General features: G+C 63.1%; 11 protein-coding genes. 7 read left to right on the top strand and 4 right to left on the bottom strand.

Going from position 1 to position 12,292, the window contains the following annotated elements:
• The 3 genes from FHE74_RS09790 to leuS all read left to right on the top strand — a co-directional run.
• Positions 1-1,419 (top strand): Ig domain-containing protein (locus FHE74_RS09790; RefSeq protein ID WP_180339742.1); only part of this gene is annotated, 1,419 nt, incomplete at its 5' end.
• 159 nt (positions 1,420-1,578) lie between these two features.
• A complete protein-coding gene (locus FHE74_RS09785; RefSeq protein ID WP_139466335.1) occupies positions 1,579-2,817 on the top strand; it encodes a dicarboxylate/amino acid:cation symporter in 1,239 nt (412 codons plus the stop codon).
• Between the two features lie 145 nt (positions 2,818-2,962).
• Complete coding sequence (leuS, locus tag FHE74_RS09780; protein WP_139466334.1) at positions 2,963-5,791, top strand: leucine--tRNA ligase; 2,829 nt, start codon at positions 2,963-2,965, stop codon at positions 5,789-5,791.
• Positions 5,792-5,807: 16 nt separating this feature from the next.
• Here leuS and FHE74_RS09775 read toward each other — a convergent pair whose 3' ends face one another.
• Entirely contained in the window at positions 5,808-6,752 is a 945-nt protein-coding gene (locus tag FHE74_RS09775) for an acrylyl-CoA reductase family protein (protein ID WP_139466333.1), read from the bottom strand.
• Between the two features lie 26 nt (positions 6,753-6,778).
• Between FHE74_RS09775 and FHE74_RS09770 the strand changes: the two genes are divergently transcribed.
• From FHE74_RS09770 to FHE74_RS09760, 3 genes are all read left to right on the top strand, one after another.
• Complete coding sequence (locus FHE74_RS09770; RefSeq protein WP_139466332.1) at positions 6,779-7,147, top strand: YidH family protein; 369 nt, start codon at positions 6,779-6,781, stop codon at positions 7,145-7,147.
• On the top strand, positions 7,144-7,461 hold the full coding sequence (locus FHE74_RS09765) for a DUF202 domain-containing protein (protein ID WP_180339741.1): 318 nt from the start codon (positions 7,144-7,146) through the stop codon (positions 7,459-7,461). Before FHE74_RS09770 ends, FHE74_RS09765 begins: the two co-directional genes overlap by 4 nt.
• A gap of 72 nt (positions 7,462-7,533) precedes the next feature.
• The gene (locus tag FHE74_RS09760; protein WP_139466330.1) at positions 7,534-9,024 is read left to right on the top strand and encodes a gluconokinase; all 1,491 of its coding nucleotides are present in this window, start codon (positions 7,534-7,536) and stop codon (positions 9,022-9,024) included.
• On the opposite strand, the gene FHE74_RS09755 is transcribed toward FHE74_RS09760, so the two are convergent.
• The 3 genes from FHE74_RS09755 to FHE74_RS09745 form a co-directional block, all read right to left on the bottom strand.
• Entirely contained in the window at positions 9,021-9,236 is a 216-nt protein-coding gene (locus FHE74_RS09755) for a hypothetical protein (RefSeq protein ID WP_139466329.1), read from the bottom strand. The genes FHE74_RS09760 and FHE74_RS09755 overlap by 4 nt on opposite strands.
• 83 nt (positions 9,237-9,319) lie before the next feature.
• Positions 9,320-9,931 (bottom strand): response regulator, encoded by a 612-nt coding sequence (locus FHE74_RS09750; RefSeq protein WP_139466328.1) that lies wholly within the window; start codon positions 9,929-9,931, stop codon positions 9,320-9,322.
• A complete protein-coding gene (locus tag FHE74_RS09745; RefSeq protein ID WP_139466327.1) occupies positions 9,931-11,136 on the bottom strand; it encodes a sensor histidine kinase in 1,206 nt (401 codons plus the stop codon). Before FHE74_RS09745 ends, FHE74_RS09750 begins: the two co-directional genes overlap by 1 nt.
• Positions 11,137-11,248: 112 nt before the next feature.
• Between FHE74_RS09745 and FHE74_RS09740 the strand changes: the two genes are divergently transcribed.
• Positions 11,249-12,289: an ABC transporter permease gene (locus FHE74_RS09740; protein ID WP_139466326.1), complete on the top strand. Its 1,041-nt coding sequence runs from the start codon at positions 11,249-11,251 to the stop codon at positions 12,287-12,289.
• The last annotated feature ends 3 nt before the right edge of the window (positions 12,290-12,292 follow it).

Genomic DNA, 12,292 nt, shown 5'->3' with positions numbered 1-12,292 from the left:
CCGGATGTTGTCGATGCTGATGATGACAACGATGGCGTCAAGGATGCTGAGGAGGCGGTTGCTGGTACGGATCCGAAGGATGCAGGTTCCAAACCGAGTACTCCGGTAACTGATGCCAACTGGGCAACGTCCGCTACGGTCCGGCCAGGTAGCAAGGTCGACATCCCGGTGGTGAGTGGCGCCGTAAACGGCACCCCAGTGTTGGATGTATCTGGTCCGGGCACTGCCACCGTTGCTCCGGATGGCACGATTACGGTGACGCCGGGTGCGGATGCCAAACCGGGCGACGTCATTAAGGTGACGGTTAAGGACAAGAACGGTGATGTGATCGACACGATTGAGATCAACGTCGAAAAGACGAACTCTGGAACGGGCCTGAACTGGGGCGACGTCGCAACCGCTGCAATTGGTGGAGTGATTGCTGTTCCGATCATCGCTGGCGCTCTGGCTGGTGGTGAGTCCGTCGATGTGTCTGGTCCGGGTGCGGCAACGCTCGGCGAAGACGGAGCCATTAGCGTCCAGGTAGACCCGGATGCTAAGCCTGGTGACGTTATCAAGGTGACGGTCAAGGACAAGGACGGTCAGGCTGTCGACACCGTTGATGTCACTGTCACTGATAACGGGGACGGCACCACCGCGACTATTACGCCAATCGGTGATGTGACGGTGGATGAGGGTGAATCGATCACGCCGATAACGGTCACCACGAGTGACCCCAAGGCTGAAATTCGCGTTACCGGCCTGCCGGCTGGTGTGAACTTCGATCCGGTCACGGGAGCTATCTCTGGTACCCCGCTGGTACCGGGCTCCTACCCGGTCACGCTCACGGCAACTGTTGACGGTAAGCCAGTCTCGACCGAGAAATTCACGATCACGGTTGGCGACACTTCCAACACGGGTCACAACGCTGGCAGCTCCAATGGCGCTGGTCTGATCGGTGCTCTGCTGGGCGGTCTGGGCTTGGGAGCGATCCTGGGTTCCCAGGGTTCCTCGGAGAATCCGAACGCTGGCTCCAGCACTAACAACAACGCTGGCTCGAACAACGGTGCCTCCACCCCGGGTACTAACAACGGGGCGCAGCCTGGTGGCAACGACGCTGGCAACCAGGGAGGCCAGACCACTGGCCAGCCTTCCCAGGCACCTGGTGCTAACCAGGCTCTGGGTAACAGCCAGGCTCCGGGCAATGGTGCTGGTAACTCTGCACCGGGTAATGGTCAGGGTCAGTCGGTGACGACGCCGGCGCCGAGTTCTCCGAAGTCGACTGGTCAGCAGCCGGGCTCTAAGCCGGGCGGCGCGCTGGCAAACACCGGTGTGGACGATCTGATGGTGATCGTTGGCGGCTCGCTGCTGGCGATGACTGTCGGTGGGCTGCTCATTCTGGCTGCAAAGCGGCGTCGAGAAGCGGAGTCAGAGAGCTAAGGCGAGCTAGAGCGAACGCGCCTTAGGCGCTGGCTTTCCTCCCGCAGGCCTCACACCAAATACGGTGCTGGGGCCTTCGGCGTTTTTATCTCAGTAGGTAGCACGGCAGATATATTGATCTGCAAGAATTTGTCGCCCACTGAGAAAAGAGTGCTGCCTATGGCCGCTAAGAAGATTTTGAGCTCGCTGCTGGCACGGGTGATCCTGGCGATCATCTTGGGCGTGGTGTGCAGTTTCATCTTCCCGGAGCCGTTGGCCCGAGTGTTTGCCACTTTTAATGGGCTGTTCGGGAATTTCCTCAGCTTCTTTGTCCCTGTGCTGATCTTCGCCCTTATTACCCCGGCCATCGCCGGGCTGGGGCGCGGAGCCGGCAAGTGGCTGGGCATGACCACCGCACTCTCTTATGGTTCCACCATCGTGGCTGGCGCGATTGCCTACGCCACAGCGCGTGGCCTCTACCCCACCCTGCTCGGCTCGACCAATACCGTGGAGCAGGTAGAAGACGTCTCGGCCGGAGCGTTGACACCGTACTTTGAGGTCGAAATGACCCCGCCGTTTGAGATCATTTCTGCCCTGTTGCTGGCGTTTACGCTGGGTGTGGCCATGACCGCGGTGAAGTCGGATGTGCTGTATGAGGCTGCCCGGGAGCTGGAGGGTGTGATCATGAAGGTGATCGAGAAGCTCATCGTTCCCCTCTTGCCGCTGTTTATCTTTGGCATGTTCCTCGACCTGGGAATGAACGGCAACCTCAAAACCACCATGCTGAGCTTTGGCAAGGTCCTGGTTCTCGCTGTCGTATTGACACTCCTGTACCTGGTGATCCAATACGTGATTACGGGTGCGATCGTGGGTCGCAACCCCTTCGTGGCGTTGAAGAACATGCTGCCGGCCTACTTCACCGCGCTGGGAACCTCCTCTTCTGCCGCCACCATCCCCATCAGCATGCGGGCGACCATCAACAACGGTGTGCGCGAGAACGTCGCCGGGTTCACGGTTCCGTTGTGTGCGACGATCCACCTTTCCGGTTCGATGATCAAGATCATCCTCTTCGCGTTCGCCATCGTGTACATGAGCGGCCTTAATGTATCGCTGGGGCTGGCGATCGGGTTCATCCTCATGCTGGGCATCACCATGATTGCCGCCCCGGGTGTGCCGGGTGGAGCAATCATGGCTGCTGCTGCTCTGCTGCAAAGCATGCTTGGTTTCGACGAGGGCATGGTGGCGCTGATGATCGCCGCGTACATCGCGATCGACTCCTTCGGCACCGCTGCGAACGTGGCGGGTGACGGCGCGATTGCCCTGCTAGTGGATAAGTTCTCCGGCAAGGACGAAGGCGCGCAAGCGCCTGCGGATGCTGCGGAGGCTAAGGGTGGGAGCTCGCGCGCGACCACCGTCTAGGCGGCAATGTTTCACGTGAAACCTCCTGCGATCGGGTGACGGTCGCGGGAGGTTTTTCACACTCCAAGGCTTTTCGACGAGCTTCGCGCGCTACCTGTGGATACCGTGGGCCACGCGTGGCTAGGACAAACTAGACTATGGCCTTATGACGAATCCGAGCGAGAACACGACCCATCGCTATAACGCAGATCTAGCCCGCGAGATCGAGGGCAAGTGGAATGGCTACTGGCGCGAGCACGGCACGTTCCACACCCCCAACCCGGTGGGGGACTTAGCCACGGACGCTCCCCTGCCCAAGGACAAGCTCTTTGTGCAGGACATGTTCCCCTACCCCTCTGGCGTGGGACTGCACGTGGGTCACCCGCTCAGCTACATCGCTACGGACGTGTACGCCCGCTACAACCGCATGCTGGGCAAGAACGTTCTGCACACCATGGGTTACGACGCGTTTGGTCTGCCGGCAGAACAGTTCGCCATCCAAACTGGCACCCACCCGCGCACGACCACGATGAAGAACATCGACAACATGCGCCACCAGCTCTCCTCGCTCGGGCTGGGCCATGACGAGCGCCGGTCCTTTGCCACCACCGACGAGGACTTCTACCGGTGGACGCAGTGGATCTTCCTGCAGATCTACAACTCCTGGTTCGACGAGGATCAGCAGCGCGCCCGCCCGATCTCCGAGCTCATCTCCGAGCTAGAGTCCGGAGCCCGCACGACCAAGGACGGCAAGGACTACTCCTCCCTCAGCACCGCTGAGCAGGCTGCCGCGATTGACGAGTTCCGCCTGGTCTACCTGTCCAACTCCATGGTCAATTGGTGCCCCGGCCTGGGAACCGTCCTGGCCAACGAGGAGGTCACCGCGGACGGACGTTCCGAGCGCGGCAACTTCCCGGTGTTCCGCAAGAAGCTCTCGCAATGGATGATGCGGATTACGGCATACGCCGACCGGCTTAACGACGACTTGGACAACCTGGAATGGCCCGACAAGGTCAAGACCATGCAGCGCAACTGGATCGGGCGATCCCGCGGTGCTGAGGTGGTGTTCAAGGCTACCGACGTGGACGTGACAGTGTTTACCACTCGCGCCGACACGCTGTTTGGCGCAACCTTCATGGCTGTTGCTCCTGAATCCGAGCTGGCCGATGCCCTAGTCTCCGACCAGCCCTACGACTCTGAGGTCGACCAGCGCTGGACCTACGGCTCCGCCTCCCCCACGGAGGCCCTGGCTCAGTACCGCCGCGACATCGCCGCCAAGAGCGATGTGGAGCGCCAGGAGAACAAGGACAAGACTGGTGTGTTCCTGGGTGCGTACGCCACCAACCCGGTCAACGGAGACCAGGTCCCGGTCTTCGCGGCCGACTACGTCCTGGCCGGCTACGGCACGGGTGCGGTCATGGCCGTTCCTGCCCACGACGAGCGCGACTACGAGTTCGCCCAGGCCTTCGGCATCACCATCACCCCGGTGCTCGACGGAGATGTGAGCGAGGAAGCCTTTACCGGCGACGCCCCGCACATTAACTCCGCCAGCGAGGACGTGGACCTCAACGGCATGGGCAAGCAAGAGGCCATCGACGCCATGATCGCGTGGTTGCAGTCCAGCGGCAACGGCGCCGAGAAGATTCAGTACAAGCTGCGCGACTGGCTGTTCGCCCGCCAGCGCTACTGGGGTGAGCCCTTCCCCATCGTGTACGACGAGGACGGCCACGCCCACGCCCTGCCCGAAGACATGCTGCCGGTGCAGCTTCCGGAGGTCGACGACTACAAGCCTGTCTCTTTCGATCCGGATGATGCCGACTCCGAGCCCCAGCCGCCGCTGGCCAAGGTCAGCGAGTGGATCAACGTCGAGCTCGATCTGGGCGATGGGCTGAAGAAGTACCGTCGAGACGCGAATGTCATGCCCCAGTGGGCCGGCTCTTCCTGGTACCAACTGCGTTACGTCGACCCGACCAACGACGAGAAGTTCGTCGATCTGGAGAATGAGGCCTACTGGACTGGCCCGCGCGACGAGAACGACTGCGGCGGCGTGGACCTCTACGTCGGCGGTGTGGAGCACGCTGTGCTGCACCTGCTCTACGCGCGTTTCTGGCACAAGGTGCTCTTCGACCTGGGCCATGTGACCTCGTCCGAGCCGTACCGACGCCTGTACAACCAGGGTTACATCCAGGCCTACGCCTACACCGATGCCCGCGGCATGTACGTGCCGGCCGAGGACGTGGAGGAGATCGACGGTGAGTTCTTCTACCAGGGTGAAAAGGTCAACCAGGAGTACGGCAAGATGGGCAAGTCGCTCAAGAACGCCGTCGCTCCCGATGATGTGGTTGCCGAGTTCGGTGCCGACACCCTGCGCGTCTACGAGATGGCCATGGGGCCGCTGGACACCTCGCGCCCCTGGGCTACCAAGGACGTGGTGGGATCCCACCGCTTCCTGCAGCGCCTGTGGCGCCTTGCCGTCGATGAATCCACCGGCGAGGTCAACCTCAGTGATGCGGCGCGGGACGACGACACTCTCAAGCAGCTGCACCGCACCATCGCGGGCGTGCGCGAGGACTACGCAGAGCTGCGCCTGAACACCGTGGTGGCCAAGCTCATCGAGTACGTCAACTACCTGACCAAGACCTTCGCGGATTCCGCCACCCCGCGCGCTGCCGTGGAACCACTGGTGATCATGGTGGCCCCGCTCGCACCGCACCTGGGTGAGGAGCTGTGGTCGCGCCTGGGCCACGAAGGCACCATCACCTTCGTGGATTTCCCAGAGTTCGACGAGTCCTACCTGGTCGACGACGAGGTCGAGCTGCCAGTCCAGATCAATGGCAAGGTCAAGGCCCGCATCATGGTGCCCGCCGAGGCCGAGCAGGATGCTGTGCTGGAGGCGGCCCTGGCTGATGCGAAGGTGGCCTCCCTTATCGAGGGCAAGAACGTGGTGAAGAAGATCTACGTTCCGGGCCGCATGGTCAACCTGGTGGTCAAGTAACCACCAGGCAGATCGCCTAAGCGCGCACGTCGATGACGGTGCGCCCGCGGCGCTGGCCCGCCAGCAACTCAGCGCCCACCTTTGGGGCCTGAGCAAGCGGAACGACCTCGGTGAGTCCGTCGAGGACCTGCAGGTCGATGGTGTCGCTCAGCAGCGACCACGCCTTCAAGCGTTGCTCGCGCGGAGCCTGCACCGAGTCGATGCCAACCAAGCGCACACCGCGCAGGATGAAGGGCAATACGGTGGCGGGCAGATCAGCCCCACCAGCCAACCCGCAGGCAGTGGCGATTCCGCCATAACGCACGCGGGCCAAAGCGTTGGCCAACACAGTCGATCCCACCGCGTCGAGTACTGCGGCGTAGGTGCCCTTGGCCAGGGGCTTGCCGGCCTCCGCGAATTCGGCCCGGTCCACGATCTCGGCTGCGCCCAAGCCACGCAGCCACTCCCCGTGCTCCGCGGCACGACCGGTCAGTGCGTGGACCTCGAAACCAAGCTGCGAAAGCAGGTGGGTAGCCACCGAGCCCACTCCCCCAGTTGCTCCCGTGACCAGCACGGGACCGGCAGAAGCTGGGTCCGCGTAGTGCTCGGCGATCTCCACCACCGACAAGGCCGCGGTGTAACCGGCAGTTCCGATCGCTGCGGCCTGCTGGGCGCTGAAGCGCTCAGGAACGGGAATAATCTGATCGGCATTCACGCGAACCTGCTCGGTGTATCCGCCGTGGCGGAACTCGCCGAGGCCATGACCATTAATGGTGACCAGCTGGCCCTCGTGGGTCCCCACCACGTCGATACCCGGCACCAATGGCCGGGTGCGCACAACGTCTTTGTCGCCACGCATGACCTTCGCGTCTTTGAAGTTCAGGGAGGAATGGGACACCTCTACCAGGCAGTCCCCTTCACCGGCGAACTCTTCGCGGGTGTTTACCAGTTCGAGAGTGCTATCCAGCAAGAGAGTAGACATAGTGTCCACTGTATAGAGTGTGGGTCATGGCGCACGATCGTTCTCGTCTTCAGCGCACCGTTTTCCCACAGGGTGAAGAGCCAGACCCGCGATTCACACTCGCAAACGAACGCACCTTCCTGGCCTGGATACGCACTGCCCTGGCGTTTCTTGCTGGGGCGGTGGCGCTAGAGGCTGTCGACATACCGTCGTTAAGCGCCCACACCCAGAAGCTCGGAGCCATCGCGATCGCCGTCGTGGCAGCACTCATCTCCCTGGGTGCCGCGGTGCGCTGGGTGCGCGTCGAGCGGGCCATGCGCGATGGCCGGCCACTACCGGTTCCGGGCATCGTGCCGGTGCTGGTGGTGGCATGCGGAATTGGTGCGGTGGTGGTGCTGATGGGGATTCTGCGGTGACTCACGGAGATCCCGGTCTGCAGCCCGAGCGCACTGCGCTGAGCTGGACGCGCACGCTGCTCGCGCTGCTTGTGTTGTCGCTGACGTATGTGCGTTTTGCACGCGAATACCCTGGGGTGATCTGGCTACTCGTCGTGCTCATCGCAGTGACCTCAAGCGCAATCGTTCTAGGGCAGCGGCGTCGCTACGTGTCCACCGCGCGCGGACTGGACCAGGAAGTCGTGGAGCCCAAGGTGTTGAGCGTGGCGGCGATGTCGGTGGCCATCGGAGTACTCGCTCTGCTGGAAGTGGGGCTCATCGCGCTGGATGGGTAGTCGCGCCGGGGGCGAAGCGCTCGCGCTACACTGCCCCTAAAAGTACGACCAACTTGCCAAGGTGCCTTACACATGCCTGCTTCCCCGAAGATTCCGACGCTGTCCGTCCCCCTCGACGAGGCACGCGCACCATTCGTCCTGGGTGTGGACGTGGGGTCGACGGCCTCGCGCGGCGGGTTGTACTCCGCCTGCGGTCGCCCCATCAAGGGATCGAAGCAGCGCATTGCCCACGAGTTCACCACCGACGAGCATGGTGCATCCACGATGGATGCTGATCAGGTGGTGCGGGAATGTCGCGAGGTCATAGAGAAGATCGCGGAGTTTGCCCAGGACAAGAGCCTGGAGATTGCCGCGGTGGCCATGGATTCCTTCGCGTCCTCGCTGGTGGTGGTGGATGAGGGCTACCGTCCGCTGACTCCGTTGATGACCTACGCCGACTCACGCTCAGCCAAGCACGTTGAGCGTCTGCGCGCCCGCATCGACGAGCAGGCCTACCAGTCCCGCACCGGCGTGCGCCTGCACACCTCTTACCACCCGGCCCGGCTGGCCTGGCTCAACGAGCAGCACCCGGACATCATGGGCAAGGCGCACCGGGTGTTCACGGTCGGCGAGTACGTGTACCAGCAACTCGCCGGGCTCGAGGGCCTAGCTACGTCCTCCGCTGCATGGGCGGGGATCATCGATGCGCGCACCGGCGAGTTGGACCACGAGATTCTTCGGGAGACGGGCACCAGCGCTGATGTGATCGCGCCCATCGTTGAACCTGACCAACCCCTCTACCCCACCGAGGCTGTTGCCGACCTCGCGGGCATCCCCTGGTTCCCGGCCATCCCGGATGGTTGGTCCTCAAACGTGGGGCCCGGAGCCACAGACGCTCACACCGTCGCGGTGGCCGCTGCGACCTCTGGCGCCATGCGCGTGATCCTGCCGCGCTGCCCGGAGACCATCCCCGCGGGCCTGTGGTGCTACCGGCTCTCGGCTCGGCAGTGGATTCTAGGGGGCGCGCTTAACGACGTCGGGCGTGCCATCACCTGGCTCGAAAACACCATTGCCCCGGTGGAGGCCGCTGAACTCGAAGAACAGCTGCGCGCTCTGCCCAACGAGAACACCCCGAGCTCCCTGCCGTTCTTCTCCGGTGAGCGGGCAACGGGCTGGGCCAGTAGCGCTCAGGCCGCGATCACCGGCATCACCGCGGCAACCAAGCCCGTTGACCTATGGCGCAGCGTGATCGAGGCGCTCAGCCTTAGCTATCGGCGGATCTGGGATGAGCTGCTGCGATCGGGGGCCACCCCGCGCCGGGTGGTGGCTTCGGGCCGGGTGACCACGGACCACCCGGCATGGCTCGTCTCGCTTGCCGACGCCCTAGCTACCCCGATCGTTCCCATCAACATGAAGCGGGCGACGCTGCGAGGCACGGCGCTCATAGCGCTGGACGTAATAGACCCGGACGGCGAGCGTCACCCTGCCCCGCACGGCGAGGCCGTGGAGCCCCGGGAGGAGGCCCGCGGTTTTATGGACCGGGCGTTAGAAAAGTTTGGACACCTGTACCAAAAGCTGGTCTAGGGGAGCTTGTGGCGCAGCCGGTCAAAGTGAGCGCGCTCGCTTTGCTCGCTGAGGTAGATGTCTCTGATCCAGAGCACCACCCCTACTCCAGTGAGGGTGAACAGGGCGACGATGAACGCGGCAACTGGCACGATCCCCACGGTGGTGAAGACGAGGCACGCTGCTAATAGGAGGGCGATCGCGCCCAGTGAATGCCTAAGTTGACGGGTCATAAAGATACAGCCTAGACCTCTGCGCGTTGAAAGGAACAGGCTTTACACAACTGTGGCCAGTTTGTGACCAGTAACCCTGTACCTCAGCTTGAGATGAGCTTGCGCCGGCGGGCTTCCGACACAGCTGCCGTGCGGTTATCCACTCCGAGCTTCTGATACACGTGAATCAGGTGGGTCTTCACGGTGGCCTCGGAGATGAAGAGCTGCTTGGCCAATTCTCGGTTCGACGCGCCCGAGGCCAGAGCCTGCAGAATCTCGATCTCGCGGCCGCTCAGGGCCTCGCGGGGGCGGGTCAATCGCTCGGCCAACGTTGCCGCCACCCCTGGTGCCAGCGTGCGTTGCCCGCGAGCGGTGGCCACCACGGCGTCGTGAAGCTGCTCCTCCGGAGCATCCTTGAGCAGGTAACCCAGCGCACCAGCCTCTAGGGCAGCGACCACATCGGCTTGGGTATCAAAGGTGGTCAGCACCAGCACGGGCGGTCCGCCGGCGGCAGCCAAACGGCGGGTTGCCTCTACCCCGCCAACCCCGGGCATCTGCAGGTCGGTGATCACCACATCGATGTCCGCGGGCAGATCATCCACTGCTGCCCCGCTGGAGCCCTCGGCGGTCACCGTGATGTCCTCGAAGGAATCCAGGATGGCGCGCAGGCCGGCGCGAACAACCGGGTGGTCATCGATCAGCATGACAGAGATCATCAGGACTCCTTGGGGATTCGGGCGGCAATGGCAGTGCCGGTGGGCGAGGACTCAATGCTCAAGGTACCGCCCAGCTCGTCAATGCGGCGACGTAGGCCATTGAGCCCGTACCCAGAGTCCTGCTTGGTCACCACGGCCTGGGGGTCGAACCCGTGACCGTCGTCGACGATGTCCACAGTGATGGCGTCGGGCCACAGGGTGTAGGAGATGACCACCTGGGTGGGGTTAGCGTGTTTCAAGGCATTCCCGGTAGCCTCCTGGACAACACGCAAGGTGGCACCGGCTGCTTCGGAGTCGGGGGCAGGGTTCTCCTCGCCAGATATGTACAGCTGTACAACTGTTGAGCTGCCTAGTGCTTTGAGGCGCTTGTTGTGGGAATCAGCTAGCGCGCGCAGCGCGTCAGGCACAGAGTCCACCAGCGCCGGCGAGGTCAACCCGGCCACGAAACGACGTGCCTCGGCGAGGTTCTCGCCGGCAGCATCGGCGATGGCAGCCACCTGGTTGCGCGCCTTGGCCAGGTCCTCGGCAGCCAGTGACTTATCCGCTGCGCGGGTCAGCAGCACGATCGAGCTCAAACCCTGAGCGAGGGTGTCGTGGATCTCCCGGGCCAGGTGCTCGCGCTCTGCCAGGCGACCTGCGCGCCGTTCTGTTTCCGCCAGGGTGGCCTGAGTTTCTCTGAGCTTGTCGGCCACTGCCCGCTGGTGAGCGGCGTCGTCACGCAGCGCCTGATAAAACAAGAAACCCACGACCGCAGCAGCACTGCCCACTCCGGGTCCGAACGTGCTGCCAAAGGCGAGGGGCCACTGGCCGCTGACCACGGGCAACACCACGGCGGCTAGCCACGCGAAGCCGGTAATCAGCGCCCCGCGCCAGCCGCGGGCTACGTGCATAATCACAAAGACCAGAGGAAAGAGCAGCCAGACAAATTCGGCGGCCTGGATGATCAGATGCGCCCACAAGCCCAGCAGCACAAGCAACCACACCCACGGCAGGGCTCCGGAGATATCGGTGTTCCGGTTGTGGCGAACCGTGCCCACCAAGTACCACGCCGAGAGCACCGCAGCTTCTACGCAGGCCACCCATCCCAGACTCCCGGAGATCGTGGACACGCTCATGCCCACCACGATGAGCAGGGCAAAGAGCACGTGCACGCTGATACGCATGCTGCGCAGGAGGCGGGGCAATCCGGCAGTGGTATTCCGCATGTGTGCCCAGCCTAATCACTATGCGGTCGAGCATCAGTCAACCGATCGGTTGATCGCAGTTTCACCCGCTGAGGCGATGGGAGAAGCCCAGAAACCGAGGAATCTAGTAACCATGTTCTTAGCACTACGTGACATCACCTTCGCCCGCGGCCGCTTCAGCCTCGTCGCCGCCGTCGTCGGCTTGATTACCCTGCTCGTCGTTATGCTCTCCGGACTTACCGGGGGCCTGGGTAAGCAGAACACGTCGGCGCTTGAGGCCCTGAACCCGGATTACTTCGCCCTCGTTAACGACAACGGGGAGCACTCCTTTACGTCCTCGCGCGTCACCTCCGAGCAGGTTGATGCCTGGGCTGCTACCGAGGGAGTGGACAGCGCCGTTCCCTTCGGCTCTAGCCAGACCTCGATGACTACCGAGGACGGCACCAGCTCGGTTGCCGTTTTGAGCCTGCCGGCTGGCACGACCATCCCGGGCAGCGAGGAAAAAATCCCCGAGACGGGAGTTATCGCCTCCGAGTCCCTGCCCGTTGAAACGGGCACTGAGGTTTCCCTGGGTGGGGTTCCGCTGAAGGTCTCCGCGACCACCTCGGACGAGTACTACTCCCACTCCCCCGTCATTTGGACCTCCACTGACTCCTGGACCAAGATCGCCCACGTTGAGCCGGGCATGGTGGGCACCGCCGTCATGATCGACGGCAATCCGGCAACCAAGACCGTGGACGGAACTGACGCGATGACGGTCAAGGAAACCTTCAACGCACTGCCCGCCTACAAGTCCGAGCAGGGTTCGCTCTCCCTCATCCAGGTCTTCCTCTATGCCATCAGCGCTCTGGTAACCATCAGCTTCCTCACCGTCTGGACCATCCAGCGCACTCGTGACCTGGCCGTTCTGCGCGCACTCGGCGCCTCCCCGAGTTACCTGTTCAAGGATGCTCTGGGCCAGGCCGCTGTCATCCTGGCCGTCGGTGCCGGCCTGGGTGCCCTCATCGGCGCCGGCCTGGGCCTGCTGGCTCAGAAGGGTGTGCCCTTCCAGCTCGACGCCTCCACCGTCCTTCTACCCGCCCTCGGGGTGTTTGTCCTGGGCATCCTCGGTGCCCTGATCTCCACCCGTCGCGTGACCAAGATCAACCCGCTGACCGCGCTCAACGCAGCGTAATTA

The sequence above is a fragment of the Corynebacterium tapiri genome (genome assembly GCF_006334925.1).
Classification (GTDB): domain Bacteria; phylum Actinomycetota; class Actinomycetes; order Mycobacteriales; family Mycobacteriaceae; genus Corynebacterium; species Corynebacterium tapiri.
Note: the sequence above shows the minus strand (reverse complement) of the source record. Positions and strands in the feature narration are given on the sequence as shown.